Origin of the sequence: Streptomyces sp. NPDC091289, from assembly GCF_044757365.1 — a bacterium.
Taxonomy (GTDB): domain Bacteria; phylum Actinomycetota; class Actinomycetes; order Streptomycetales; family Streptomycetaceae; genus Streptomyces.
Map to the genome: position 1 here is coordinate 155,347 of NZ_JBIVUT010000018.1, position 25,292 is coordinate 180,638.

Annotated in this window: 24 protein-coding genes; 11 read left to right on the forward strand and 13 right to left on the reverse strand. The window is 72.2% G+C overall.

Translation table 11 applies throughout. The features are described 5' to 3' along the window. Positions 1-8 precede the first annotated feature (8 nt). Positions 9-782, forward strand: a complete 774-nt coding sequence (locus ACIQPT_RS24345; RefSeq protein ID WP_401158402.1) for a nucleoside 2-deoxyribosyltransferase domain-containing protein — start codon at positions 9-11, stop codon at positions 780-782. On the opposite strand, the gene ACIQPT_RS24350 is transcribed toward ACIQPT_RS24345, so the two are convergent. Next, positions 758-1,330 carry a GNAT family N-acetyltransferase gene (locus ACIQPT_RS24350; RefSeq protein WP_401158404.1) on the reverse strand — a complete coding sequence of 191 codons (573 nt, stop codon included), beginning with the start codon at positions 1,328-1,330 and terminating at the stop codon, positions 758-760. The two genes, ACIQPT_RS24345 and ACIQPT_RS24350, sit on opposite strands and share 25 nt — an antisense overlap. Positions 1,331-1,442: 112 nt before the next feature. On the opposite strand from ACIQPT_RS24350, the gene ACIQPT_RS24355 reads away from it, so the two are divergent. Next, positions 1,443-1,730: a hypothetical protein gene (locus tag ACIQPT_RS24355; protein ID WP_401158405.1), complete on the forward strand. Its 288-nt coding sequence runs from the start codon at positions 1,443-1,445 to the stop codon at positions 1,728-1,730. 60 nt (positions 1,731-1,790) lie between these two features. After that, a complete protein-coding gene (locus ACIQPT_RS24360) occupies positions 1,791-2,186 on the forward strand; it encodes a molybdopterin-binding protein (protein ID WP_401158407.1) in 396 nt (131 codons plus the stop codon). Between the two features lie 7 nt (positions 2,187-2,193). Here the strand turns inward: ACIQPT_RS24360 and ACIQPT_RS24365 are convergent, their stop codons facing one another. Next, complete coding sequence (locus tag ACIQPT_RS24365; protein ID WP_401158409.1) at positions 2,194-3,810, reverse strand: helix-turn-helix domain-containing protein; 1,617 nt, start codon at positions 3,808-3,810, stop codon at positions 2,194-2,196. A gap of 203 nt (positions 3,811-4,013) precedes the next feature. Here ACIQPT_RS24365 and ACIQPT_RS24370 point away from each other — a divergent pair, with 203 nt between their 5' ends. The 4 genes from ACIQPT_RS24370 to ACIQPT_RS24385 all read left to right on the forward strand — a co-directional run bounded on the left by ACIQPT_RS24370 (position 4,014) and on the right by ACIQPT_RS24385 (position 9,532). After that, entirely contained in the window at positions 4,014-4,922 is a 909-nt protein-coding gene (locus ACIQPT_RS24370) for an FAD binding domain-containing protein (protein WP_401158411.1), read from the forward strand. Further along, positions 4,919-7,708, forward strand: coding sequence for a molybdopterin-dependent oxidoreductase (locus ACIQPT_RS24375; protein ID WP_401158413.1), 2,790 nt, complete (start codon positions 4,919-4,921; stop codon positions 7,706-7,708). Before ACIQPT_RS24370 ends, ACIQPT_RS24375 begins: the two co-directional genes overlap by 4 nt. 168 nt (positions 7,709-7,876) lie before the next feature. Next, positions 7,877-8,365 (forward strand): molybdopterin-dependent oxidoreductase, encoded by a 489-nt coding sequence (locus tag ACIQPT_RS24380; protein WP_401158415.1) that lies wholly within the window; start codon positions 7,877-7,879, stop codon positions 8,363-8,365. Between the two features lie 360 nt (positions 8,366-8,725). Then, on the forward strand, positions 8,726-9,532 hold the full coding sequence (locus ACIQPT_RS24385; protein ID WP_401158417.1) for an SGNH/GDSL hydrolase family protein: 807 nt from the start codon (positions 8,726-8,728) through the stop codon (positions 9,530-9,532). A gap of 64 nt (positions 9,533-9,596) precedes the next feature. On the opposite strand, the gene ACIQPT_RS24390 is transcribed toward ACIQPT_RS24385, so the two are convergent. Together ACIQPT_RS24390 and ACIQPT_RS24395 are read right to left on the reverse strand one after the other, a co-directional pair. Continuing rightward, entirely contained in the window at positions 9,597-9,974 is a 378-nt protein-coding gene (locus ACIQPT_RS24390) for a nuclear transport factor 2 family protein (protein WP_401158501.1), read from the reverse strand. A gap of 142 nt (positions 9,975-10,116) precedes the next feature. Further along, complete coding sequence (locus ACIQPT_RS24395) at positions 10,117-10,959, reverse strand: class I SAM-dependent methyltransferase (protein WP_401158419.1); 843 nt, start codon at positions 10,957-10,959, stop codon at positions 10,117-10,119. Between the two features lie 122 nt (positions 10,960-11,081). On the opposite strand from ACIQPT_RS24395, the gene ACIQPT_RS24400 reads away from it, so the two are divergent. Together ACIQPT_RS24400 and ACIQPT_RS24405 are read left to right on the forward strand one after the other, a co-directional pair. Then, the gene (locus ACIQPT_RS24400) at positions 11,082-12,926 is read left to right on the forward strand and encodes a prolyl oligopeptidase family serine peptidase (protein ID WP_401158421.1); all 1,845 of its coding nucleotides are present in this window, start codon (positions 11,082-11,084) and stop codon (positions 12,924-12,926) included. A gap of 62 nt (positions 12,927-12,988) precedes the next feature. After that, positions 12,989-13,900 carry an SURF1 family protein gene (locus tag ACIQPT_RS24405; protein ID WP_401158423.1) on the forward strand — a complete coding sequence of 304 codons (912 nt, stop codon included), beginning with the start codon at positions 12,989-12,991 and terminating at the stop codon, positions 13,898-13,900. Here the strand turns inward: ACIQPT_RS24405 and ACIQPT_RS24410 are convergent. The 6 genes from ACIQPT_RS24410 to ACIQPT_RS24435 all read right to left on the reverse strand — a co-directional run bounded on the left by ACIQPT_RS24410 (position 13,870) and on the right by ACIQPT_RS24435 (position 21,334). Beyond that, on the reverse strand, positions 13,870-15,084 hold the full coding sequence (locus tag ACIQPT_RS24410; protein ID WP_401158425.1) for a hypothetical protein: 1,215 nt from the start codon (positions 15,082-15,084) through the stop codon (positions 13,870-13,872). The two genes, ACIQPT_RS24405 and ACIQPT_RS24410, sit on opposite strands and share 31 nt — an antisense overlap. Further along, positions 15,081-15,743, reverse strand: a complete 663-nt coding sequence (locus ACIQPT_RS24415; protein ID WP_401158427.1) for a SigE family RNA polymerase sigma factor — start codon at positions 15,741-15,743, stop codon at positions 15,081-15,083. Before ACIQPT_RS24415 ends, ACIQPT_RS24410 begins: the two co-directional genes overlap by 4 nt. A 272-nt stretch (positions 15,744-16,015) precedes the next feature. Continuing rightward, positions 16,016-17,089: an aspartate-semialdehyde dehydrogenase gene (locus tag ACIQPT_RS24420; protein WP_401158429.1), complete on the reverse strand. Its 1,074-nt coding sequence runs from the start codon at positions 17,087-17,089 to the stop codon at positions 16,016-16,018. Next, positions 17,086-18,357 (reverse strand): aspartate kinase, encoded by a 1,272-nt coding sequence (locus tag ACIQPT_RS24425; protein ID WP_401158431.1) that lies wholly within the window; start codon positions 18,355-18,357, stop codon positions 17,086-17,088. Before ACIQPT_RS24425 ends, ACIQPT_RS24420 begins: the two co-directional genes overlap by 4 nt. A gap of 222 nt (positions 18,358-18,579) precedes the next feature. Continuing rightward, positions 18,580-20,646, reverse strand: coding sequence for a LamG-like jellyroll fold domain-containing protein (locus ACIQPT_RS24430; RefSeq protein WP_401158503.1), 2,067 nt, complete (start codon positions 20,644-20,646; stop codon positions 18,580-18,582). Between the two features lie 166 nt (positions 20,647-20,812). Beyond that, positions 20,813-21,334 (reverse strand): SgcJ/EcaC family oxidoreductase, encoded by a 522-nt coding sequence (locus tag ACIQPT_RS24435; protein WP_401158433.1) that lies wholly within the window; start codon positions 21,332-21,334, stop codon positions 20,813-20,815. Between the two features lie 182 nt (positions 21,335-21,516). Here ACIQPT_RS24435 and ACIQPT_RS24440 point away from each other — a divergent pair, with 182 nt between their 5' ends. Then, a complete protein-coding gene (locus ACIQPT_RS24440; RefSeq protein WP_401158435.1) occupies positions 21,517-22,359 on the forward strand; it encodes an SDR family oxidoreductase in 843 nt (280 codons plus the stop codon). A 26-nt stretch (positions 22,360-22,385) separates the two neighbouring features. Here ACIQPT_RS24440 and ACIQPT_RS24445 read toward each other — a convergent pair whose 3' ends face one another. The 3 genes from ACIQPT_RS24445 to ACIQPT_RS24455 form a co-directional block, all read right to left on the reverse strand. Next, positions 22,386-23,045 (reverse strand): DUF5063 domain-containing protein, encoded by a 660-nt coding sequence (locus tag ACIQPT_RS24445; protein ID WP_401158437.1) that lies wholly within the window; start codon positions 23,043-23,045, stop codon positions 22,386-22,388. Positions 23,046-23,128: 83 nt separating this feature from the next. Beyond that, positions 23,129-23,728: a recombination mediator RecR gene (recR, locus tag ACIQPT_RS24450; protein WP_401158438.1), complete on the reverse strand. Its 600-nt coding sequence runs from the start codon at positions 23,726-23,728 to the stop codon at positions 23,129-23,131. Positions 23,729-23,818: 90 nt separating this feature from the next. Beyond that, a complete protein-coding gene (locus ACIQPT_RS24455) occupies positions 23,819-24,163 on the reverse strand; it encodes a YbaB/EbfC family nucleoid-associated protein (RefSeq protein ID WP_401158505.1) in 345 nt (114 codons plus the stop codon). Between the two features lie 310 nt (positions 24,164-24,473). Here ACIQPT_RS24455 and ACIQPT_RS24460 point away from each other — a divergent pair, with 310 nt between their 5' ends. Continuing rightward, on the forward strand, positions 24,474-25,274 hold the full coding sequence (locus ACIQPT_RS24460; protein WP_401158440.1) for an SLATT domain-containing protein: 801 nt from the start codon (positions 24,474-24,476) through the stop codon (positions 25,272-25,274). Positions 25,275-25,292 lie beyond the last annotated feature (18 nt).

Consider the following 25,292-nt stretch of genomic DNA (forward strand, 5'->3'; position numbering starts at 1 on the left):
CATCCCCCGTGTCCCCCCTGTCCCCCGACTCCCTCGTACCCCACGGCTCTCCCGTCGCCGCGACCGGCACCGTGCACGTCGTCCATGTCGACGAGAAGGCTCCCGCGAGCTGGGCGGCCGCCGTCTATCTGTGCGGCCCCACGCCCGCCGACCCGGCCGAGCCGTCCTGGCGCCCGGAGGCCGTCGCCGCCCTGCGGGCCGCCTGGCGGGGCGCGGGGACGCTGGCCGTCTTCCTGCCCGAACCCGCACCGGGCGGCTCCTACCCGGCGTACGCGGACCAGATCGCGTGGGAGGAGGACACGATGCGCCGCTCCGACGTGATCCTGTTCTGGATCCCCCGCGACATGGAGCGGCTGCCGGGCCTGGTCTCCAACATCAAGTGGGGGGCCTGGTGCGACTCGGGCCGGGCGGTGCTGGGCGCGCCGCCGGAGGCCGAACGCATGGCGTATCTGCTGCACTTCGCCGAGACCCTCGCGGTGCCGGTGGAGCGGTCGATCGCGGGGGCGGCGGGCGCGGCCCTGCGAGCGGTGGGCCCGGGGTCACCGCGTACGGGCGGGGAGCGGTCGGTGCCCCTCACGGTCTGGCGCTCGGAGCCCTTCCGCGCCTGGTACGCGGAGCGCACGGAAGCGGGCGACCGGCTGCTGGACGCCCGGGTGGAGTGGTACACCCCGGAGGCGGACGGGGCCGCATGGCTGCTGACCGTCACGGTCGCTCCGGGGGACGGCTCCGCCCGCGTCGTTCATCGGCTGCTGTCGGCTCAGGGACAGGGCTTGCTCATGTAGAGGGCGTACTCCCCGGCCGAGGAGGTGAACGCGTAGAGCGAGGTGTCGAGGCCGCAGAGGGAGAAGCCCATCCGCCGGTAGGCGTGGATGGCGGGTGCGTTGATGTTGGTGACCTCCAGCCAGATCTGCCCGGCGCCGCGCTCCCGGGCGAACTCCTCCGCCCGGGCCATCAGCGTCCTGCCGACGCCGCGCCCCCGGTGCCCGGGGGCGACCTCGATGTCCTCGATGGTGAGGCGGCGGTTCCACGCCCCGTACGAGACGGAGACGAAGCCCGCCAGGGACCCGTCGGCGCCGAGGGCGAGGAAGGTGGGGCTGTCCGGGTCCTCCGAGCCGTCGTCCTCGTCGTCGTCCCCGTCGGACTCGTCCTCGGGGAACACCTTGGTCAGCGGCTGATCCACCGGGGTCTCCCGCAGGGTGAACCCGTTCTCGGCGATCTCCACGCGGAAGACGGTGGCCGTGGTGAAGGAGCCGTCCAGGGCTTCGACGGACTCGGCGTCCTCGGGGCGGGCGGTACGGAGTTCGTAAGGGGTCTCATCGACTGTGGTCATGACGTGACCGTACGACCGGCGTCCGGAGCAGGGTCAGGATCCAGCCGCCCCTCCTCGGAGCGAGGAAGCCGTGGGTTCACATCCGTCACCTGGCGGGTGGGATCATCCTGGGATGGCAGACGCACAGCTCCCTCCGGGGTGGACACTTCAGCGGATCCGCGACGTGTCCGGGGACCGGGAAGCCGTCGTCCTGGACGCGAACCGCACGGTGAAGTGGGTCGCCGGCGTCGCCGGAGCCGACGAGGCCATACAGCCGGAGATCGTTCTCGGCTTCCACAGCCTGTGCCTCGTGAAGCCTGTCGACGATGACGACTGGTACATGGGCAGCCTCTACGACGACGGCAGCATCGACTGCTGGTCCGCCTACGACGACTTGTACGAAGGGCTGCGCGGGCTGTAGAGGCCACGGGCACGGGTCGTGCAGCGCGGCCCCCGGCCGACACCGCCTAGAGTTCCCCCCGTGCCGACGTACAGCATCGGCCGGGCCGCGGAGCTGCTCGGCGTCAGTTCGGAGACCGTCCGCCGGTGGGCCGACGGGGGGCAGCTCGCCATGGAGCGGGACGGGGCCGGGAACCGGGTGATCGACGGGGTCGGGCTCGCCGCGTTCGCCAAGGACCGGGCCGCCGGGCTGCATCCCGTGCCCGGGGAGACGCGGACCTCGGTGCGCAATGCGTTCGCCGGGATCGTCACCGCGGTCACCGTCGACGACATCGTGGCCCAGGTGGAGATCCAGTCCGGGCCGCACCGGCTCGTCTCCCTGGTGAGCCGTGAGGCGGTCGACGAGCTGGGCATCGAGGTCGGGGTGACCGCCACGGCCCGGGTGAAGTCGACCAACGTCCATATCGACCGGCCCTAGCCGCACGTCAGCGGCAGAGCAGGGCCGCCTTCAGGTCCAGTTTGTGGTCCAGGCGGGCCAGGTCCCGGCCGGTCAGGAGCTCCACGCGCTGGATGCGGTAGTGCACGGTGTTGACGTGCAGGTGCAGGGCCTCGGCCGTGCGGGCCCAGGAGCCGTTGTGCGCGAGGAAGACGTCCAGGGTCTCCAGGAGCATCCGGTGGGACGGGTTCGTGTCGTCGGCGAGCCGGCCCAGCGCGTGGATGCCGAAGGCGGTGCGGACGTCGGCGGGGATGCCGGTGAGGAGGGCGTCGAGGGTGGTGAGCTCATCGATCGCCGTGAGCCGGGCGGCGGGTGCGGGTGCAGGGGCCTTCGTCCCGGCCGACGCCCCCGTACCGTCCGATGCCCCCGTCCCGCCCGGCGCACCCGGCCCCTTCGTCGCGCGCGCCGCCGTCAGTGCGTAACGTGCCTGCGTCAGCGCGCCCTTGAGGTTCTGCGGGGTGGCGACCGGGGTGCTGATGCCGCCGTGGAGGGGGACGTCCGGGTTACGGGACTGGAGCGTCGGCCAGAGGTTCTTGAGGGTGGCGATCGTGTCCGTGGCCGGGGCCGGGGTCGTGTCCGCGCCGGTGCCGGGGCCGATCACCGCTGCCGGTTCCCCCGTCGGCAGGCGGCCCACCGCGAACGCGCGGTCCGTGAGGTGGTGCAGCGCCTCGGTCAGGGCGTCGAGGGCGTCGTCCCCGTCCGGGCCCGCCGACGTGATCACGGTGTACGGGCCCTGGTCCGGGAGGCCGCAGGCGTGCAGCGCCGTCCGGAGCGGGGCGGGGGCGGAAGCGGTGGGCGACGGGGTGTCGATCAGGGCGAGGAGGTCCGTCGCGAGGCCGCGGGTGGTCCGCTCGCGGCGGATCGCCTCCTGGCGGTGCTGGGCGAGCACCTCGGCTATCTCGTGCAGCATGCGCGGCGGCACATCGACCGGCTCGGGCAGGTGCAGCTGCCACTGGCCGTACGGGGTCGCGTCCGGGTCGACGCTCAGGCTCGTGGGCGCCGTGCGGGCCGTCGCCGCCCGGCGGACGGACAGCCGCGGGGCCGTCGGGGTGCGGGCGACCGTGCGGCCCGTGGCACTGAGCACGTAGGCGGGCGGGGTGCCCAGGTGCGCGACCGCGCGGGTGAGCAGCGTGTCCGGGTCCGCGCCGTCCGCGAGGAGTCGGCTCAGCTCCGCCCGTACGTTCTCGGGCAGCGCGTAGGGGGCGGCGGGCCGTCTGCTGAGGTCGCCCCACTGCCGTAGGTACACCGTGTCGGTGACGGCCCGGAAGGACGTGTGCACCGGCACCGAGAGGATCGCGATGCCGTGCCGGCGGCACGCGTCGACGAGCACCTCCGGCACACCCCCGTGCGTCTCCTCGCCGGCCAGCAGCGCGGCCGCGCCCGCCCCGTGCAGAGCGGCGACGAACCGTTCCGCTTTCGCCTCGTCGTCCACCGGGGCCCACCACACCAGACCGCTGAGGACGAGCTCGTCCCGCTGGAGGAAGCGACCCGGGTCCTCCAGGTCGGTCGCGGTCACCCCGCTGATCTCCCGGGTGAGCTGCGGGCCGTCGCCCCAGAGCAGGGTCAGGTCCAGGGACTCCAGTCGGAGGAGGTCTTCGACGTGCATGGGCGGTCTCCTTGCGGGGCTGCCGGGCACCACACCCGACATCTCACATTCACGAGGCCAATGCGAGTCACTGCATCGTAAATGCAAGGTCAGAGAGCGCAAAGACCTCTTGGTTGTTCCTCCAGTGTTACGGCCCGGCCCTCGTGTATTTCCGTACGGTGAACCAGTCGTGCGGGCCCGCTTCGCGGGGCTTCACTGGCGGCATGGACCTCAACACCGTGCTCGACGTACGGGACGCCCGCAGCCCCGTTCCTTGGCGGCCGGGCGATGCCTGGCTCGGCGGGGGCACCTATCTGCTCTCCGAGCCGCAGCCGCATCTGCGCCGGCTCGTGGACCTGAGCCGGATGGGCTGGGAACCGGTGCGGGAGCTGCCGGACGGTTCGCTGGAGATCGCGGCGACCTGCACGATCGCGCAGCTCTCCCGGTTCGGGAGGAGCTGGCGCGCACCGGCGGCTCCCCTCGTCGAGCAGTGCTGCCGCGCCTTCCTCGCCTCGTTCAAGATCTGGAACATGGCGACCGTCGGCGGGAACCTCTGCAACGCCCTGCCCGCCGGTCCGATGATCTCGCTGACCGCCGCGCTCGACGGGGAGTGTCTGCTGCGGGGCCAGGACGGTTCGCTGCGCCGGGTGCGGGTCGCGGACTTCGTCGTCGGGGCCGGGCGCAAGGACCTGACCGAAGGGGAACTGCTGCGCTCCATCACCCTGCCCGCCCGCGCCCCGGCCTCCCGTACCGCGTTCCGCCAGGCGTCCCTGTACGGGCTCGGGCGCTCGGGGGCCCTGGTCATCGGGGTGCTCGATCCGGTGGACGGGTCGCTGGCCGTGACGGTGAGCGCGGCGACGGTCCGGCCGTTCCGCTTCTGGTTCCCGCTGCCGCCGGACCGGGAGGCGCTGCGCGAGGTGATCGACGCGGCGGTCGGGGCCGACGACTGGTTCGACGACATCCACGGACTGCCCGCGTGGCGGCGGCACATGGCCCTCCGCTTCGCCGAGGAGATCCGCCGGGAGCTGACCGGTCCGGCTCCGGCCCCGGATCCGGACCCTGCCCCTGCCCCTGCCCCGGTCCCTGCCCCGGCCCCGGCCCCCGAAAAGCCATTCCCCGGAGGGGTTCGATGAGTTACGCGATCCAGGTCAACGGGCAGCCCTTCGAGGACGAGCCGCGCCCCGGCCAGTGTCTGCGCACCTACCTCCGCGAGCGCGGCTGGTTCGGCGTCAAGAAGGGCTGCGACGCCGGGGACTGCGGCGCCTGCACGGTGCACGTCGACGGCGAGCCGGTGCACAGCTGCATCTACCCCGCCGTACGCGCGGAGGGGCGCACCGTCACCACGGTCGAGGGGCTGGCCGACGTGGACGGCGAACTCCACCCCGTACAGCGGAAGTTCCTCGACGCGCAGGGTTTCCAGTGCGGGTTCTGCACCGCCGGGTATCTGATGACGACGGCCGCGCTCGACGAGGAGCAGCTCGACGACCTGCCCCGGGCGTTCAAGGGGAACATCTGCCGCTGCACCGGCTACCGGGCCATCGAGGACGCGGTGCGCGGCGTCCGGCACACCGAGGATCCCGGGGCCGGGCAGGCCGTCGGGCGGAATCCGGGGGCGCCCGCCGGGCCGCTGGTGGTCACCGGCACCGCGCGCTACACCTTCGACGTCGACGTTCCCGGCCTCCTCCACATGAAACTCCTGCGCTCCCCGCACCCGCACGCCCGCATCGTCTCCCTCGACACCGCCGCCGCGCTCCGCGTTCCCGGCGTGCACCTGGTCCTCACCCATCACGACGCCCCCGAGCGCCTCTACTCCACCGCCCGGCACGAGCACCCCACCGAGGACCCCGACGACACCCGGCTGCTCGACGACACCGTCCGTTACGTCGGCCAGCGCGTCGCCGCCGTCGTGGCGGACAGCGAGGGCGCGGCCGAGGAGGGCTGCCGCCGCATCGAGGTGGAGTACGAGCAACTGCCGTACGTCGTCGACCCGGAGGAGGCCATGGCACCGGGCGCACCCGTCATCCACGACAAGGGGCCCGAGTCGCGCATCGCCCGCCCCGAGAACAACGTCGTGGGTGAGGTCCACGGCGAGATCGGGTCGGTGGAGGAGGGGTTCGCCGAGGCGGACGTCGTGTACGAGGAGTCCTTCCGCACCCAGCGCGTCCAGCACGCCAGCCTGGAGACGCACGGCGCGGTGGCCTGGTACGAGGAGGGCGAGGACGGGCAGGAGCGGCTGACCGTGCGCTCCAGCACCCAGACGCCCTTCCTCACCCGGCGGGCGCTGTGCGCGCTGTTCGACCTGGAGCTGAAGCAGGTACGGGTGCTGGCGGGCCGGGTCGGCGGCGGCTTCGGCGGAAAGCAGGAGATGATCGTCGAGGACATCGTGGCGCTCGCCGTGATGCGGCTGCGGCGACCGGTGAAGCTGGAGTACACGCGCCCCGAGCAGTTCTACGGGGCGACCACCCGCCATCCGTTCACCATCCGGGTACGGGCGGGGGCGCGGGCGGACGGCACGCTGACCGCGCTGCAACTGCGCGTGGTGTCGAACACCGGGGCGTACGGCAATCACGGTCCGGCGGTGATGTTCCACAGCGTCGGCGAGTCGATGGCCGTCTACCGCGCCCCGCACAAGAAGGTCGACGCCTTCTCCGTGTACACCAACTCCGTTCCGGCGGGCGCCTTCCGGGGCTACGGGCTCGGGCAGGTCGTCTTCGCGGTCGAGTCCGTGATGGACGAGCTGGCCCGCCGCACGGGCGTCGACCCCCTGGTCTTCCGGGAGCGGAACATCATCGGGCCCGGCGAGGCCATGCTCAGCCCCGGCGGCGAGGAGGAGGACCTGGAGATCGCCAGCTACGGACTCGACCAGTGCCTCCAGGTCGTCCGGGACGCCATCCAGCGGTACGGGAGCGGCGACGGTGGCGGCGACGGTGGCGGTGGCGGTGGCGGCGACGACGATGTGCCCGAGGGGTGGCTCGTCGGTCAGGGCACCGGGATGTCGATGATCGCCACCGGCCCGCCCGGCGGCCATTTCGCGGACGCCACCGTGAAGCTCCTCCAGGACGGCACGTACGACATCGCCGTCGGGACCGCCGAGTTCGGCAACGGCACCACGACCGTCCACCAGCAGATCACCGCCGGGGCGCTGTCCACGACGGTGGACCGGATCGTGATCCGGCAGTCGGACACCGATGTCGTCCGGCACGACACGGGCGCCTTCGGTTCGGCCGGGACCGTGGTCGCGGGCAAGGCCGTGATGAAGGCCGCCGACGCCCTGGCCGGACAGCTCCTGGACTTCGCGGCCGGGCAGTTGGGGGCGGCTCCGGGCGACTGCCGGCTGACGGTGGACGCGGTGGAGTACGCCGGGCGCGCGATCAGCCTCAAGGAACTGTTCCAGGCCGCCCGCGCGGCGGGGCGGGAGTTGTCGGCCGACGGGCACTGGGGCGGTTCGCCGCGCTCGGTGGCCTTCAACGCCCAGTGGTTCCGGCTCGCCGTGGACCCGGGCACCGGTGAGATCCGCATCCTGCGCAGTGTCCACGCCGCCGACGCGGGCAAGGTGATGAACCCGATGCAGTGCCGGGGCCAGGTCGAGGGCGGGGTGGCGCAGGCGCTCGGCGCGACGCTCTTCGAGACCGTGAGGCTCGACGAGCGCGGCGAGGTGACCACGGCCGCGTTCCGCCGCTACCGGCTTCCGCAGTACGCCGATGTGCCGCGCACCGAGGTGCACTTCATGGAGACCTCGGACGCGATCGGGCCGCTGGGCGCGAAGTCGATGAGCGAGAGCCCGTTCAACCCGGTCGCCCCGGCCTTCGCGAACGCGCTGCGCGATGCCACGGGCATCCGGTTCACCGAGCTGCCGCTGACCCGCGACCGGGTGTGGCTGGCACTCGACGCGGCCGAACGGAAGTCACAGGTGCGATGAGATCGGCGGGTGTGTGTTGTTGTTTGCGATGGAGATCGGGGACTTTGCCTAGCTATTGAGGGGAGCCGAGATTTCCCGGGCACGCTTGCGGGCATCACGTAGGGCAGGGATCGCGGCGGATCGTTCGCGACGACCTCGATCGCTCACGGAGACTCCAGGGGGCAGCCCATGCCGGTGGACCGGCTCGGAACACGGGACACGGCGGTACGGGCGTTCGCCCTGGTCGGCGAGGTGCACCGGCCCGTGACGCTCACGGTCACCGATCTGCGCGGGGGATGGGAGCAGCACCGCGCCGAGGTGACGTTCGACTGCGCGAAGGAGGGGCCGCAGCACCACACGTTCGAGGGGCCGTTGCTGCGGGAGGTCGTCTCGGACGCGGGCCCCGCCTTCGATGCCCGCCGGCGCAAGGACCGTTCGCGTTTCCTGCTGGCCGTCACCGGTGGGGACGGGCACCACGCGGTGCTGTCCTGGGCGGAGATCGACGCGGACTTCGGCGATGCGCCCGTCCTGCTCGCCACCCGCATGGACGGCCGGGCGCTGGAGCCGGACGGCAGCCAACTGGTGGTGCCGAGGGACCGGTGCGGGGCCCGCTACGTCAGCTCCATCACCCGCGTCTGGGTCGGAGCCGCCCATCTCCCCGCGTACGCCGAGGGCTAGAGGCCGGCCATACGCCCGGCGCGCCACCCGGCACGCCACCTTGCCCCCCCCCGGGCTTGAGCCGACCGGATGAACTTTCCGGTGCGCCGGGTGCCCGACCCGGCCCCGCCGCGCCATGAATCACCGCCCGCCCGGCCTCTCGCACCCCCGCCCGGACGCACAGGATTCCCTTGAACTTGCCGGTACCGGCACGGAGTTGAGGGTTTATCTACGCGCGGAGCATGGCCCACCGAACGATCATTCGGGCATATCAGACGACTTCTCGCACGGGCATTACCGGCGGGTACCGCGAGCTGCTAGAAACTGCATCGCTCCCCCAACTCCCCGCCTCTCCCCCCACACTTCGAAAGGCTGGCAGCCATGTCAGTACGAAGAATTCGGGCATCCCTCCTCACCCTGGCGCTCGCCGCCGCGGCCGCTCTCGGCGTCGCCGGACCGGCTTCCGCGGCCGACTCCGCCGCCGCGGGCGGCTATGTCGCGCTCGGCGACTCCTACTCCTCGGGAGTCGGCGCCGGAAGCTATCTCCCCGACAGCGGCGACTGCCGGCGCAGCACCAACGCCTACCCGTATCTGTGGCAGGCCGCGAACTCCCCCGCCTCGTTCGACTTCGTCGCCTGCTCGGGGGCGACCACCTCGTCCGTGGCGAGCGGTCAGCTCGGCGTGCTCAACGCGTCCACCTCGCTGGTCAGCGTCACCGCCGGAGGCAATGACGTCGGGTTCGCCGACGTCATGCAGGACTGCGTGCTCTCCAGCGAGGCCACCTGCATCGCCAGCGTGAACAACGCCATCGCGCAGATGAACAACTCCCTGCCCGGGAGCCTCGATTCGCTCTACGGCGCCATCCGGGCCGGCGCCCCGCAGGCCCAGGTCGTGGTCCTCGGCTACCCGCGCTTCTACCAGCTGTCCGGCAGCTGCATCGCCGGACTCACCGAGGCCGAACGGGCCGCGATCAACAACGCATCGGACGTGCTGAACGACGTCCTGGCCAAGCGGTCCGCCAACGCCGGGTTCACCTTCTCCAGCGTGGTGGACGAATTCACCGGACACGAACTGTGCTCCGGCGACGCCTGGCTCCACAGCGTCACGGTCCCGATCTACAACTCGTACCACCCCAAGGCGGCGGGGCAGTCGGGCGGCTATCTGCCCGCCTTCCGCTCCGTGGTGTAGCACCAGCCGCAGGACCTCGTGGGCACGAGCGGCGGTTCACCGGGCGACCGGTGGGCCGCCGCGCTCAGTAGCGCTCGACCAGATGCTCACGGCCGGCCGGAGGCTCGTACGACTCGGGCCAGAAGTCCGTCACCGCGGTGATCCGCCCCTCCTCGTCGAACGTGAAGAAGTGGATGGCGTCCATCTCCTCCGGCCGCTCCCCCGCCGTCCCCGCCACGGTGCACCCGGTCCGGGCGGCGGCCTGGCGGCCCTCCGCGTCGGCGACGATCCGCTCGACCCGGACGTGCCAGTCGCCCGGATACTCCTGGTTGAACCGGAGATACCGCTCCTTGCCGAGGATCCGCTCCCGGGTCTGCGGCAGGTCGTACACCACGTCCTCGGCGAGGGTCGCCGCGAACGCGCTCCAGTCGCGCGCCTCGGCCGCCGTCCAGTACGTCTCCACCGCCCCGCGCAGCGCGGCCGTCGTCGTCCCGGTCGTGGTGCCGGACGTCGTCCCGGGCGTGGCTCCGCCCGCCGATCCGTCTCTCATGTCGGTCATGGAAACGAGTGTGACCCCCACCACTGACAATCGCCCGGACCTGCGGTTATCCCCGATGGTCCGCGGGGCGCGACGCCTTGATCGAGTACATCAGCGGGATCCTCGGCCGGCCCGCCGGGAAGCGGTAGTGGCCGTCCGCGTGGCGCTCCAGCGCGCCGAACCGCTGGAAGAGCGAGGAATCGTGCTCGTGGAGGAACTCGATCCGCAGACCCGTCGCGGCGAGCGCCGTCACCACCCGGCCCAACGGGTGCTGCCACTCGACGCTGCGGTTGTGCACCGTCGGCGCGTCGAAGTCGGCGTACGTGCCCGGCAGCTCGTCCACCCAGGCGTCACGGCTGAAGTAGTCGTCGGTGACCACCGAGCCGGTCTCGGTGTCCATCGCGTCGGTCATCGGATGGAACTCCGCCAGGTAGAGGAATCCGCCGGGAGCGACCAGCGAGGCCGCGGTCTCGGCCCAGCGGTCGACGTCGGGCAGCCAGTTCAGCGCGCCGACCCCCGTATAGACGATGTCGTACGCGGAGTCGGGAACGGCGGCCGGAGCGTCATACACGTCGGCCGCGACGAACGCCGCCCGGTCCGGGCCCAGCCCCAGCGACCCGGCCAGGCCCCGGGCGGTCTCGACGGCGGGCTCGGAGAAGTCGAGGCCCACGACCTGTGCGGCGCCGTGCCGCGCCCAGGACAGGGTGTCCAGGCCGATATGGCACTGGAGGTGCAGCAGCGTCTTCCCGGTGACGTCGCCGACCTCGGCCAGCTCGAAGGCGCGCAGCGCGTCCTTGCCCGCCCGGAACGCGTCCAGGTCGTAGTAGTCGCTCGCCACATGGATCGGCACGCGCTCGTCCCAGCGCGCGCGGTTGGCGTCGCGCCAGTCGTCCGGGGTCGGTGAGTACATGCCCGGGAAGCTACCCACGGGCCGGGGGGAACGCGACCGGTTATCCACAGGGCGAGGGAGATCGGCAGGGCCGGCGGGCAGGTTGTCCACAGGGTCCCCGGCACAGCGGCCGATCGGGTTGGATGGAGGGCATGAGCGAATCACAGAACGCCTCGACCGCGCCTGAGGCCGCGACCGCGCCCGAGTGGGAGCAGCGGTTCCGCGCGCCCCGGGTGTCCCTTCCCGACTGGGCCGAGGACGCGCCTGACCGCTCTCTGTTCGTCTCCAACGCCACCGGCACCTACGAGCTGTACGCGTGGGACCGGGCGAGCGGGCGGCAGCGCCAGGTCACCGACCGGCCGAACGGCACGACGGACGGGGTGCTGACGCCGGACGGCGAAGCGGTCTGGTGGTTCAGCGACACCGACGGCGACGAGTTCGGGGTGTGGATGCGCCAGCCGTTCGACGGTGGCGAGGACGTGCCGGCCGTCCCGGGTCTCGCCCCCTCCTACCCGGCGGGCCTGGCCATCGGGCGGGACGGTTCGGCGGTGGTCGGCCGCTCGACCGACGAGGACGGCACGACGGTCCACCTGGTGCGGAAGCCGGGCAGCGAGCCCGTGGAGATCTACCGGCACCGGGAGTCCGCGGGGGTCGGGGACCTCTCCCACGACGGGACCCTGATCGCGCTGGAGCACACCGAGCACGGCGACGCGATGCACTCCGCGCTGCGCGTGGTGCGCCCGGACGGCTCCACGGTGGCCGAGCTCGACGACACCGAGGGCGGCACGAAGGAGCTGGGGCTCGCCGTGCTGGGCTTCGCACCGGTGGCCGGGGACTCCCGGCTCCTCGTCGGGCACCAGCGCCGGGGCCGCTGGGAGCCGATGATCTGGGACCCGGTCACGGGCACGGAGACCGCGCTGCCGGTCGATCTGCCGGGCGATGTGGGGGCAGAGTGGTATCCGGACGGCTCCGCGCTCCTCATCGAACACAGCTTCGAGGCCCGCAGCGAGCTGTGGCGGTATGAGCCGGGAGCCCCGGGGCCCGTCCGCGTGGAGACCCCCGCCGGCACGGTGTCGGGCGCCACGGCCCGCCCGGACGGCACCGTGGAGTATCTGTGGTCCTCGGCCGCGCAGCCGCCCGTGGTGCGCTCCACGAGCGGCGCGGTGGTCCTGGACCCGCCGGGTGCGAAGGCCCCGCCGTCGGTGGCCGTCGAGGACGCGTGGGTGGAGGGTCCGGGCGGCCGGATCCACGCCCTCGTGCAGAAGCCCGCCACCGGGGACGGGCCCTTCCCCACGGTCTTCGAGATCCACGGCGGGCCGACCTGGCACGACAGCGACGCGTTCGCCTCCGGTCCCGCCGCCTGGGTGGACCACGGCTTCGCGGTCGTCCGGGTCAACTACCGGGGCTCCACCGGCTACGGCCGCGCCTGGACGGACGCGCTGAAGCACCGGGTCGGCCTGATCGAGCTGGAGGACATCGCGGCCGTGCGGGAGTGGTCGGTGGCGTCCGGGCTCGCGGACCCGGAGCGGCTGGTCCTGGCCGGCGGTTCGTGGGGCGGCTATCTGACCCTGCTCGGCCTCGGCACCCAGCCCGACTCCTGGGCGCTGGGGCTGGCGGCCGTGCCCGTCGCGGACTACGTCACGGCGTACCACGACGAGATGGAGGCCCTGAAGGCGATGGACCGCACGCTGCTGGGCGGCACGCCGGAGGAGGTTCCCGAGCGCTTCGAGGCCTCGTCCCCGCTGACGTACGTCGACGCGGTGCGCGCCCCCCTCTACATCTCGGCGGGCGTCAACGATCCACGCTGCCCCATCCGTCAGGTGGAGAACTACGTGGACCGGCTGGCGGCGCGCGGCGCGGTCCACGAGGTGTACCGGTACGACGCCGGGCACGGCTCGCTCGTGGTGGAGGAGCGGATCAAGCAGGTGCGGCTGGAGCTGGAGTTCGCCCTGAAGCACCTGGGCGCGGGCAGCGTCCGAGGAGCGTAAGAACCGGATAAATTACGGACCCCGCTCCGGGAGCCCGGGGCGGGGAACCGTACCTTTGAGGGGTGTACCGGTTCCTGCTGACCCCGCGATGGTGGGGGATCAACCTCTTCGTCGTGCTGGCCATCCCGTTCTGCGTGTTCATGGGCACCTGGCAGCTCGGCCGCTTCGAGGACCGTGTGCAGTCGCACGAACAGGCGGAGAAGCAGCCCGATCCCAGCACCCGGGCCGCGAAACCCCTGGACGAGCTGCTGCCCGTCGACAAGGTGACGTCCGGCCGCCCGGCCGTCGCCACCGGCACGTACGCCGACCAGTTCCTGGTGCCCGGCCGTGAACTGGACGGCCGGGCGGGCTTCTACGTCCTGAGTCTGCTGCGTACGGACAGCGGCAAGGCCCTGCCGGTGGTACGGGGCTGGCTGCCCGGGACCCCGAGCGACGCCCGGGTGCCCGCCGCGCCGGAGGGCGAGGTCACGGTGACCGGCGACCTCCAGGCCTCCGAGAACACCAACAGCGACGGCGTGAACGTCCGGGGCGGGCTCCCCGGGGGCCAGGTCGGCATGATCAGCGCCGCGACCCTGGTGAACCTCGTCCCGTACGACGTGTACGACGCCTGGGTGACGCTTCCCGAATCCGGTGCGGGCGGGGCGGGCGGTGCGGGCAGTGCGGGCGGTGCGGGCGGTGCGGGCGGTGCGATGAAGCCCGTGCCCGCGGCGGCCCCGCAGGGCAGCGGTCTCGATCTGAAGGCGTTCCAGAACCTGGGGTACACGGGCGAGTGGTTCGTCTTCGCCGGCTTCGTGCTCTTCATGTGGTTCCGGCTGGTGCGCCGGGAGGCCGAGGCCGCACGCGACCTCGCGCTCGGCCTCGTACCGGAAGACGCGCAGGCCCCTGCCGCGCCGGAATCGCCGGACTCGCCGGACTCGCCGCAGGGCGACCCGTCCTCGCCGGACTACGACGTGGCGAGTACGCCCGTGCGGTAGATCGTGCCCGAGCAGGCGTTGGGGATCTTCGTCTCCGCGGTGGGCGCTCCCGTCTCCGGGGTGTGCGTCACCGCGACGCTGCCCTCCGCCGTGCCCCCGTCCTCGCGCAGCGTCTGCGCCTCGACGCCGGACTGGTCGCTGCCCTCGCCGACCGATCCGCCCGCGCCGTCCGCCGACGGGGTCGGGCTCGGTGAGGGGCCCACGGCCGGACAGGTGTCGGCCGGCACCCAGGCGAACCGCACCTCGTACGCCATGGCCGGCTTCAGCAGCACCGTGCCCGGCTCCTGCGAGGGGTCCGGCAGCCCGGGGGCCGCGTCGCCCGCCGTGTGCTGGACGACGCCGATCTTGAGCGGGTCGGCCGCGCCGATGGCGGTGAAGCCCACCGTGCCGTTGCTGCTGACCGTGCAGCCCTTGCCGGACACATTGGCGATCTTGAAGCTGCCGTAGACCGTGCCGTCGGCCCCCGGTGCGTCGGTGCCCGCGGAGGCGACGCCGAGCTGGCTCGGGTCGCAGACCGGCAGGGACGCGAAATCCACGCTCGGGGAGTCGGACGCCTCGCCCGTCACCGCCCCGTCGGGGTCGCGGCCCTCGCCTTCGGTGGGGCTGGGGTCCGGGTCGGCCTCGCCGACGCCGCCCCCGCCCTCGCGCTCGGTGGGCTCCACGGTCCGAGGGCCGGTCCGCTCGGGGCCGGTGTCGTCCCCGTTGCCGCCCTGGGCCTGCTCGCCGTGTCCGGCGATGGCGGGGCGGGCGGTGGACGGGCCGTCCGAGGTCGCGACATGGACGAAGGCGGGGACGGCGGTGCCGATCAGCAGGGCCGCGGCGGCCGCGCCGACGACGGCCTGCCGACGCCTGGCCCGGCGGGCGGGGACGGCGCGGTGGAGATGGTCGAGGGTGCCGTCGGAGGGGGCGAGCTCGCGCACCGCACCCTGCAGCATGCGGCGCAGGGCCACCTCGTCCAGCTCGTTCGGCTCGTCGGGGTCCTCGCCGGCCTCGTTGTCCACCGGCGCGGGCGGCGCGGGTTCCGGGCTCTCGCCCGGCTCGGGTCCCGCGCTCCCGTCGTGCCGGCGGTCCGGATCGGTGTGCGGAGTCTTCTCCGGCCCGTGGTTCACCATTCCGCTTCCCGTCGGGTCATTCTCGTTCCTGTGCTCGGGGCCCTGTGCGGGGCGCTGCTCGGGCCCGCTCATGCCTGGGCCTCCATCACGACGCGCAGCGCCGCGATACCCCGGGAACCGTACGCCTTGACCGAGCCCAGGGAGACCCCCAGCGTCTCGGCGACCTGGGCCTCCGTCATGTCCGCGAAGTAGCGCAGCACCAGCACCTCGCGCTGGCGTCGCTGCAGCCCCTTCATCGCCTTGATCAGCGCGTCCCGCTCCAGCTGGTCGTAGGCGCCCTCCTCCGCGCTCGCCATGTCCGGCATCGGCTTGGAGAGCAGCTTCAGCCCGAGGATGCGGCGGCGCAGTGCGGAGCGCGAGAGGTTGACCACGGTCTGGCGGAGATACGCGAGGGTCTTCTCCGGTTCGCGGACCCGGTTGCGCGCGGAGTGCACGCGGATGAACGCCTCCTGCACCACGTCCTCGCAGGACGCGGTGTCGTCCAGCAGCAGGGCCGCGAGACCGAGCAGGGAGCGGTAGTGGGCGCGATAGGTCTCGGTGAGATGGTCGACCGTGGTTCCAGCTGCCACCGTCTCGTCAGCACCCCCGCGCTGCGCGGGCAGCTGGGCCGGGCGTGCGGCGGGCATGGGCGCGATCACCGGCATGCCGCCGGGCGCGCGGGGCCGCCGGAGCGGACGCGCCGACGCGCCTCGCAACGGGCCCACCACTGTGATGTCGAGAACCTCTGCCACGCCTGTTGGACACGCTGCCCCCCGTCAGGGTTGTACGCGGACGGTGCCACGTTCAGCACTGTGCGACATGCCCTCATACGTACCTGCTCTTCCCCAAATGCCCCGTCATAGCGTCTGGCCACGCAAGAAGTGACCGCATAGACGCAGCCCGGCCGAGGTGCGGTTGCAGAAGGCCGGGAGATCATCGTCGGATACGACAACGCCCCAGCTCAAGAGGTTCAGACCAGCAAATTCCTCATAGGGCGTTCACAGATCCTACAAAACAAGTTCGATCATCCCCGAGGGAATTCGGCGGCGACCGATTCGGCGATCTGGGCCACGTTCAAAGCCGCACCTTTTCGGAGATTGTCACCGCAAAGGAACATTTCCAGGGCGTGCGGATCGTCCATCGACCGGCGGACGCGGCCCACCCAGGTGGGATCGGTGCCGACCACATCGGACGGAGTGGGGAAATCTCCGGACTCCGGACTGTCGAACAGCACCACGCCGGGGGCGGTCGCCAGGATCTCGTGCGCCTTGCCGACGGCGACCTCGTTCTCGAAGCGGGCGTGGACGGACATCGAGTGCGTCGCGACGACGGGGACGTACACACAGGTCGCGGTGGCCTTGAGGGCCGGCAGGCCCAGCACCTTGCGGCACTCCTCGCGGATGGAGATCTCCTCGGAGGACCAGCCGTCCCCGGCGTCCGTACCCGCCCAGGGAACGACGTTCAGGGCGACGGGCGCGGCGAACGGGCTCGCCGTCGCCTCCGGACCGTCCCCCAGAGCCCGGCGTACGTCCCCGGGGTGGGTGCCCAGCTCCGTGCCGGCCACCAGCGCCAGCTGCTCGCGCAGGGCGGCGACACCGTCCCGGCCCGCGCCGCTGACCGCCTGGTAGGAGGAGACGATCAGCTCGCGCAGCCCGAACTCGGCGTGCAGCGCGCCGACCGCGACGATCAGCGACAGCGTGGTGCAGTTCGGGGACGCGACGATGCCGCGCGGGCGGAGCCGCGCGGCATGGGGGTTGATCTCCGGGACGACCAGCGGTACGTCGTCGTCCAGCCGGAAGGCCGCCGAGTCGTCGATGACGACGACGCCCTTGGCTGCGGCGATCGGGGCCCAGTGGGCGGACACCTCGTCCGGCACCAGGAAGAGGGCCACGTCGACGCCGTCGAACACGTCCTCGGTGAGCGGGAGGACCTCGCTCTCCTCACCGCGCACGACCAGCTTGCGGCCGGCCGAGCGCGGCGAGGCGACGAGTCTGACCTCGCCCCAGACATCCGCGTGCTGCGAGAGGATCCGGAGCATGACACCGCCGATCGCCCCGGTCGCACCGACGACCGCGAGCGAAGGGCGGTGTGCGGTCATCGGCCGGTGCCTCCGTAGACGACGGCCTCGTCGGAGTCGCTGTCGAGACCGAAGGCGGTGTGCACGGCGCGCACGGCCTCGTTGACGTCGTCGGCGCGGGTGACCACCGAGATGCGGATCTCGGAGGTCGAGATCAGCTCGATGTTCACGCCCGCGTCGGACAGCGCCTCGAAGAATCCGGCCGTGACGCCCGGGTTCGTCTTCATACCGGCGCCGACCAGGGAGATCTTCGCGATCTGGTCGTCGTAACGGAGCGAGTCGAAGCCGATGGAGCCCTTGGTCCGCTCCAGGGCGTCGATGGCCTTGCGGCCCTCGGCCTTGGGCAGGGTGAAGGAGATGTCCGTCAGTCCGGTCGACGCGGCGGAGACGTTCTGCACCACCATGTCGATGTTGACCTCGGCGTTGGCGATGGCGCGGAAGATCGCGGCCGCCTCGCCCGGCTTGTCCGGGACGCCGACGACGGTGACCTTGGCCTCCGAGACGTCATGGGCGACTCCGGAGATGATCGCGTGCTCCACCTGCTGGTCCCCTTGCGGCTCGTTGCTGACCCAGGTGCCGCGCAGTCCGGAGAAGGACGAGCGGACGTGGATCGGAATGTTGTAACGGCGTGCGTACTCCACGCAGCGGTGCAGCAGCACCTTGGAGCCGGACGCGGCCAGCTCCAGCATGTCCTCGAAGGAGATCCACTCGATCTTCTTCGCCTTCTTCACGACCCGGGGGTCCGCGGTGAAGACGCCGTCGACGTCGGTGTAGATCTCACAGACCTCGGCGTTCAGCGCGGCGGCCAGCGCGACAGCGGTCGTGTCCGACCCGCCGCGACCGAGGGTGGTGATGTTCTTGCCCTCCTGGCTCACGCCCTGGAACCCGGCGACGATGGCGATGTTGCCCTCGTCGATCGAGGTCCGGATGCGGCCCGGCGTGACGTCGATGATGCGCGCTTTGTTGTGGACCGAGTCGGTGATGACACCGGCCTGGCTGCCCGTGAACGACTGGGCCTCGTGGCCCAGGTTCTTGATCGCCATCGCCAGCAGGGCCATGGAGATCCGCTCGCCGGCGGTCAGCAGCATGTCGAACTCACGGCCGGCAGGGATCGGCGATACCTGCTCGGCGAGGTCTATCAACTCGTCCGTCGTGTCACCCATCGCGGACACCACGACAACCACCTGGTTGCCGTTCCTCTTGGCGTCGACGATTCGCTTGGCGACCCGCTTGATGCCCTCGGCATCGGCTACGGAGGAGCCTCCGTACTTCTGCACGACAAGGCCCACGTGCGCTCCTCGCTCAGTCATTACTGCGGTCGGCTCAGTTTAACGAGCAGTCCGGAATCGACCCGTCCATACCGGATGGTGAGATGTCCCGCTCATCACCCGGTACGGCGTGTCGCCCCGAACTGCTCGTACGAGGCTGTTGCCCACCCAGCCCGGGAGCACTCCCGTTTGTGTCCCAGCCCACACCCTCCGTACGGAAAGTGCGAGCTGGGACGCTTCCCGCTACGGCAGCTGCCTGATCTCCGTCTCGGACAGCACGCCCTGGTAGGCGTACACGCTGTCCACCACGCCCTTCAGCTGCTCGCCCCAGCCGTCGGCGGTGCGGCCCCGGCCGAGCTGGAGCCCGCCGGTGCTCTTCCAGGCGGCGTCGAAGGCCGCGGTGCCGCCGTCGGACTCCGCCCACCCGTCCACGTAGAAGGACACCTCGTTCGCCGAGGCGTCGTACACGACGGTGACCCGGTGGCCCACCCCGAAGTCGCCGTCGGGCCATTCGATCCGGCGGAGCACGGTCTCCGGCGCACCCGGCTCGTCGGCGTGCGCCAGCACCAGGTCCCAGCTGGAGTTCTCCGGGTCGAAGCGCACCTTGAAGGCGTCGCCGTGCTCGCCGCCCTGGGAGATCGCCGTCATCGGCGTCGCCGGGGCGTCGTCGGTGAGCCGGACGCGGGCGCTGACGGTGAAGCTCCCGGAGGTGTCGACCACCGGGGCGTCCGTGGCCGCGTGGCCCGAGACTCCGTCGAGGCGCAGGTGTCCGTCACCCTCCAGCGGCCAGTCCTGGGCGCAGACCTGGTCCAGCGGGTCGCAGGGGGTGTCGAGCCGGAAGATCGAGGCGCCGGCGCCCAGCTTCAGCGGTGCGCCCCCGTCCGTCTCCGGGGCGAGGCCGTCCGGCGCGGTGTCGAGCGCCCAGTGGCCGGTCCGCTGCGCGGCACGGGTGGCGAGGGCCGTCAGCTCGTCCGGCACGACGATCCGGTCGTACGCCCGTACGTCACCGATCTCGCCCTGCCAGCGGTCGCGGTAACCCTGCGCCCCGCGCGCGCGGCCGATCTGGAAGTCGCCCTCGCCCGCCACGGGGGTGGCGGCGGTCTCCTCGCCGACGGCGCGGCCGTTGACGTACAGCCGGGCCGTGCCGGTCTCCGCGTCGTACTGGCCGAGCACATACGCCCAGTCGCCGGTCTCGGGCAGGCCGCCCGTGACCCGCGCCCCGCCGATGGCGAACGACCAGGCGGGGGCGGAGCCGGCCTGCGTCAGCCCCAGTGTGAAGGCGCGTGCCGTGCCCGCGTCCTGCGAGAGGACCGTACGGGTGCCGTCCACGCGCGCCGGACGTACCCAGCCGCCGACGGCGAAGTCCTTCGCGGTGCCGGCGACGACCGGGGCGCCCGGGGTCAGGAAGCCGTGGCCCGTTCCGTCGAGCGAGGCGGTGGAGGTGAGCGGGGTGCCGGACGGCGCGGGCGCGCCGAACGCGACCCCCTTGCCGGCCCGGGCCGCGGTGCCGTTCTCGGCGGCGGCCGAGCGGGAGCCCTCCGCGTCGGCGAGCTTCCACCGCGCGACCGGGGCGGGCCCTTCCCCGATCCGGAAGGTGTAGTTGGTGGGCAGGCCGCGGTTGCCGGCCCGGTCCTGCGCCTGTACGGAGAGGATCTGGACGCCGGACCCCTTCGGCACAAAGCTGATCTCGGCCGAACGGTCGGGGCGGGCCTCGGCCGTCCTCGGCGGCTCACCGATGAAGGAGTAGGCGTAGGCGACGATGTCCTCGGCCTGCGCCGTGAAGCGGAAGGTCCCCCGGACACCGGCTCCGGGCGTCCAGGTGTTGTCGTCCGGGTAGTCGGTGGAGGTGACGACCGGGGCGTCGGGCTGGGTGCGGTCGTAGACGAACTCGCAGGGCGCGCCCGCCCCTTCGCTGCTCCACGCGGAGGCCCCGTCGTCGTTGACGGCCCGCACCCGCCAGGACACGACGGTCTCGTCGGGGATGGTGTCCGGCAACTGCCAGCTGAACGGCGCGGTGTCGCCCTTCATGCCGGTGGTCATGGACACGCGCTGCTCGGCGCCGCCCTCGGTCTGCCACCAGGCCTCGAACTCGCCCTGTACACGGCTCACTTCGCCCGGCTGCCCGCCGCCGGGACCGTACAGCCGCGCCGTCACCTTCGGAACGGTCCGCACATACGGCCGATCCTCGCCGGTGACGCATCCCGCGCCGCCCATCGTCAGGTCGGCGGTCTGCGGCTGCTTCGGCGGGAGCCCGCCGGCCGCCGCCAGTACGGTGCCGGGCGTCGCCAGCACCGTCCCGGCGGCGATCACCGCCGCCACGGCCGCCCGTCTCGCTCGTCCCTGTCCTGTACGTCTTCGTCCTGTCACGCTCACGCGTGCACCCCTCCCTGGTCAGGCCCCTGATCGAAGATCAAGGGCTGGGGGAGGTTAACAAGCGGGTGGGACGACCGCCCCGGAATATCGGCTGGCGGGCGGCTCAGCCGGCCGCCAGCGTCTCCACGTCGAAGACCTGGGTGTTCTGCGCGGCCGCGATGCGCCAGACCCCGTCGTCCTTCGCCAGGACGTAGGTCGGGGTGCCGGGAACCGCCTCGGGGTGGGCGGCCATGAGCTCGGAGGGGTCCTCCTGGCCGTGGAAGATCTGGTCCAGGAACCGGCCTCCGTCGCGGGCGGTCGGGCGCTGGCGGATCTTGACCGCTGCGATGTCGGGGCGGATGAAGAGGATCAGATCCACCGTGTACGTGGCCGTCACCGGGGCGTCCGCCTGCGGGGGCAGCACCTTGCGGGTGAAGGCGCTGATCTCCGGCAGGCCGGTCAGCCGCTTGCCGTGGGCCGTGGTCCAGATGGCGTCCTCGCGGAAGGCGTCGAGGAACGCGTCGGGATCCGCGTTCAACTGGGCCTCCTGCACACCGGCGACGAGCGCGACGATGGCGTCGGCGTCCTCCTGCGGAGCGGGTACTCCGATGACGGTGGGTGCGGCGGCGGGGGACGTGGTGCTCATGGGGGAATCTCCTTGTGGGATGCGGCCGTTGCGTCGGCCGTTCGTCCAGAGCCTCCGTCCTCGACCGTGGTTGAGGTCAAGGGCTGACGAATCTCTGCCAACCAGCTTGATGTCAAGGTTGGTTGAGGTTCTAGCGTTCCCGGTGTCGGACAGGCCGTGACCGGACAGAGGAGCGCTCAGCGATGATTTTGGTGACCGGTGCGACCGGGAACATCGGCAGGGAGCTGTTGCGGCAGCTCTGCGAGGACGGCCGCGGGGCCGGCGTCCGGGCGCTGACCCGCGACGCGGCACGGGCCGGGACCCTGGTGCCCGGTGGGGCCGAAGTGGTGGAAGGCGATCTGGAGCGGGCCGGGTCGTTGAAGTCCGCGCTGGACGGCGTTCGTTCGCTGTTCCTGATCTCGGGGGTCGGCGATGACGCCGGCATCCTGGACGCCGCCCGGGACGCGGGGGTGGAGCACGTGGTGCTGGTCTCCTCCATCACCGTCGAGACCCATCCGCACCTCGGCCCGGCGCAGGCGAATCTCGCCGTCGAGCGCCGGCTGCGGGAGAGCGGCATGGAGTGGACCGTGCTGCGGCCGACGCAGTTCGCCTCCAACACCCTCTGGTGGGCGCGGTCCGTGCGCGAGGACTCCGTGGTGCGCGTGCCGTACGCGGACGTCGGGCTGCCGGCCGTCCACCCCGCCGACATCGCATCGGTGGCCCGTGCCGCGCTGACCGGGCCGGGGCACCGGGGGCGGACGTACCCGCTCACCGGGCCGGAGCGGATCGCCCCGCGGCAGCAGGCCGGTGAGCTGGGGCGGGTGCTGGGCCAGGAGGTGGCCTGCGTCGGGATCGGGCGGGAGGAGGCGTACGGGCCGATGGCCGCGATGATGGGCGCCGAGGTCGCGGACAGCGTCCTCGACCTGATGGGCGGCGACGTCAACGACGCGCTGCTGGCCGTGCACGACACCGTGGCCCGGGTCACCGGCTCGCCCGCGCGCCCCTACCGGCGCTGGGCCGAGGAGAACGCCGACGCGTTCCGGTGAGACCGGAGACCGGGCGTCGCCGCCGGTTACTTCACCGGGCGCAGGCCCAGCGGGGCCGCGATCTCCTGGAGCATCACGCGGCCCGCCTCCTCGGCGAGGTCCTCCTCGCCCGGGTCCTGGTCGGTGTCCAGGCCGTCCAGCTCCTCCAGGGGCTGGCCGAGGCGGATGTGGGCGACCAGGGACTGGAGGGCGCGGAGGGTGGCGGACGCGGTGGAGCCCCAGTTGGAGAAGTACGAGAACTGCCACCACCACAGCGCCTCGGCGGTGCGCTCGGCGTCGTAGTGAGCGAGGCCGTGGCCGAGGTCGGTGACCAGGTCGGCCAGGTCGTCGGAGATCCGGTGCGGGACCGGGGCCTTGCGGGGCTCGTACGGGTCGAAGACCTCGGAGTAGACGTCGATCGGCTCCAGGAGCGCGGCGAACCGCTCGCGCAGGCCGTCCGCGTCCGGCTCGGGGCCGAGGTCCGGTTCGTACCGCTCGTCGGGCAGGACGTCCTCGTACGCGCCGAGGCGGCCGCCCGCGAGCAGGAGCTGCGAGACCTGGAGGAGCAGGACCGGGACGGCCTCTTCCGGCTCGTCGACCTTGGACACCTCGGTGACCGCGACGATGAACGTCTTGATCTGGTCGGCGATCTGGACGGCGAAGTCGCCCGGGTCCTGCGTGACGGAGTTCAGCGTGGCGTCAGACATCGAGGGGACCTCCCGTGGGCGCGGTCACAGACGGTGAAGCGGACGGCAGTGTGCGAGAAGGGCGGGGGCCGGCCGCCGTGGTGTCAGACATCCAGCAGCCGCCTCCCCTCGAAGGCGCGGCCCAGGGTGACCTCGTCGGCGTACTCCAGGTCGCCGCCGACCGGCAGACCGCTGGCCAGCCGGGTCACCCTGAGGCCCATCGGCTTGACCATCCGCGCCAGGTACGTCGCGGTGGCCTCGCCCTCCAGATTGGGGTCGGTCGCGAGGATCAGCTCCGTGATGGAGCCGTCCGCGAGCCGCGCCAGCAGCTCACGGATGCGCAGGTCGTCCGGGCCGACGCCCTCGATGGGGCTGATCGCCCCGCCCAGGACGTGGTAGCGGCCGCGGAACTCACGCGTCCGCTCGATCGCGACGACGTCCTTGGGCTCCTCGACCACGCAGATGACGCTGCGGTCGCGGCGCGTGTCCCGGCAGATCCCGCACTGCTCCTGCTGCGCGACATTGCCGCACACCTCGCAGAACCGGACCTTGTCCTTGACCTCCAGGAGGGAGTGCGCGAGCCGGCGTACATCCGTGGGCTCGGCCTGCAGGATGTGGAAGGCGATCCGCTGCGCGCTCTTGGGACCGACGCCGGGCAGCCTGCCCAGTTCGTCGATGAGGTCCTGAACAACGCCTTCGTACAACGGAACGCCTTTCTTTGCTTCCTGCTCCGTACCGTAGTGGGTACGGGTCGGTACCAGTAGGCCCCGTGGGGCCGGCTCCATCCGGTCCGGTCAGAACGGCAGGCCGGGGATGCCCCCGCCGCCGCCCAGGCCCTGCGCCAGCGGGCCGAGCTTCTCCTGCTGGAGCGCCTGCGCGTTCTCGTTGGCCGCCTGGACGGCCGCGACGACGAGATCGGCGAGCGTCTCGGTGTCCTCCGGGTCCACCGCCTTCGGGTCGATCACCAGGGCGCGCAGCTCGCCGGAGCCGGTCACGGTGGCCCTCACGAGACCGCCGCCCGCCTGTCCGTCGACCTCGGTCCTGGCCAGTTCCTCCTGGGCCGCGGCGAGGTCCTGCTGCATCTTCTGGGCCTGCTGGAGCAACTGCTGCATATTGGGCTGGCCACCACCGGGAATCACGGTCACTCCTGGCATTTCGACGACAAATGTTTCGGTAAGCCGAGCCTACGTGCTCCCCGGTCACCGCGCTTCACCCGCCGGGGACCAACTCTTTCGGGTGAGATTCCGGAACCGGCGTGAGTGCTCCTATACCTGACCAGCGGCCCTGCCCAGGCGGGAATCCCGCGATTTCGACCCCACGGCCCACCATTCGGCGGTAGGAAGGGCATGCGCATCGGCACACGAGCGTGCATGTGCGGTGACGCAGAGTTACCCCCTATGCGTACGTTCCCGTCCGCCCCCGTCCGTCAGAGTGCAGAGGAGTGCCCCGGTGAGTCAGCCGGAGATGCAGCCCGAGGGGCCGCCCCGCAAGGAGTCCGATGCGGGATCCGGTGAGACCGGAGCTGAGCATTCCGCTTCCGGTCCGGGCAGGGAACGCCCCGCCGGGCGCGATCTGACCGGGCGCCCGTTCCCGCTCGGCGACTGGGGCGAGCCGGCCGAGCGGCTCGACGAGCTCTACCGCTGGGTCGAGTCCGGCGCCCTGGACACCGCCGACTGGTATCTGAACGACCGGATCTGGAAGCGCCGGGCCGCCAGGGGGCTGCGGATGGGCACCGCCGCCGGGGTGGTCGCCGGGGCCGCGCTGCCGCTGCTCGATCTGACCGGCACGCTGAGCGGCTCGGCGGGCTGGGGCTATCTGTCGCTGCTGCTGGGGGCCGCCTGCATGGCCTGCGACCGGTATTTCGGCCTCACCTCCGGGTGGATAAGGAACCTCGCCACGGCGCAGGCCGTGCAGCGGCGGCTCCAGGTGCTCCAGTTCGACTGGGCCTCGGAGTGCGTACGGGAGATGCTCGGGCCGACCGAGGGCACGGCCAGCGAGGCGGCCGAGCGGTGCCTGGGGGTGCTGCGGAGGTTCTCCGAGGACGTCACCGAGCTGGTGCGGTCGGAGACGGCGGACTGGATGGTGGAGTTCCGGGCGGGGCCCGCGCCGATGGGCATGCAGGCCCTGGCGTCGGGGAGCGCCGGGGGGCGGGGGGAGCCGGGGGCTCTGCCGGGGCGGTACTCGATGCCGTCGGTGGCGGCCCGGCCGAACATGCCGCGGCAGCGGCCGCCGGAGTCGCCGCCGCGGTGAAAGATTCCGGGGCGGTGG

Bases quoted from the DNA above. Each gene is read 5' to 3' on its own strand.
- ACIQPT_RS24370 (WP_401158411.1), top strand. From the start codon at position 4,014: ATGGACCTCAACACCGTGCTCGACGTACGGGACGCCCGCAGCCCCGTT.
- ACIQPT_RS24375 (WP_401158413.1), top strand. From the start codon at position 4,919: ATGAGTTACGCGATCCAGGTCAACGGGCAGCCCTTCGAGGACGAGCCG.
- ACIQPT_RS24435 (WP_401158433.1), bottom strand. From the start codon at position 21,334: ATGAGCACCACGTCCCCCGCCGCCGCACCCACCGTCATCGGAGTACCC.
- ACIQPT_RS24445 (WP_401158437.1), bottom strand. From the start codon at position 23,045: ATGTCTGACGCCACGCTGAACTCCGTCACGCAGGACCCGGGCGACTTC.
- ACIQPT_RS24400 (WP_401158421.1), top strand. From the start codon at position 11,082: ATGGAGGGCATGAGCGAATCACAGAACGCCTCGACCGCGCCTGAGGCC.
- ACIQPT_RS24365 (WP_401158409.1), bottom strand. From the start codon at position 3,810: ATGCACGTCGAAGACCTCCTCCGACTGGAGTCCCTGGACCTGACCCTG.
- ACIQPT_RS24410 (WP_401158425.1), bottom strand. From the start codon at position 15,084: ATGAGCGGGCCCGAGCAGCGCCCCGCACAGGGCCCCGAGCACAGGAAC.
- ACIQPT_RS24420 (WP_401158429.1), bottom strand. From the start codon at position 17,089: ATGACCGCACACCGCCCTTCGCTCGCGGTCGTCGGTGCGACCGGGGCG.
- ACIQPT_RS24350 (WP_401158404.1), bottom strand. From the start codon at position 1,330: ATGACCACAGTCGATGAGACCCCTTACGAACTCCGTACCGCCCGCCCC.
- ACIQPT_RS24385 (WP_401158417.1), top strand. From the start codon at position 8,726: ATGTCAGTACGAAGAATTCGGGCATCCCTCCTCACCCTGGCGCTCGCC.
- ACIQPT_RS24355 (WP_401158405.1), top strand. From the start codon at position 1,443: ATGGCAGACGCACAGCTCCCTCCGGGGTGGACACTTCAGCGGATCCGC.
- ACIQPT_RS24380 (WP_401158415.1), top strand. From the start codon at position 7,877: ATGCCGGTGGACCGGCTCGGAACACGGGACACGGCGGTACGGGCGTTC.
- ACIQPT_RS24395 (WP_401158419.1), bottom strand. From the start codon at position 10,959: ATGTACTCACCGACCCCGGACGACTGGCGCGACGCCAACCGCGCGCGC.
- ACIQPT_RS24440 (WP_401158435.1), top strand. From the start codon at position 21,517: ATGATTTTGGTGACCGGTGCGACCGGGAACATCGGCAGGGAGCTGTTG.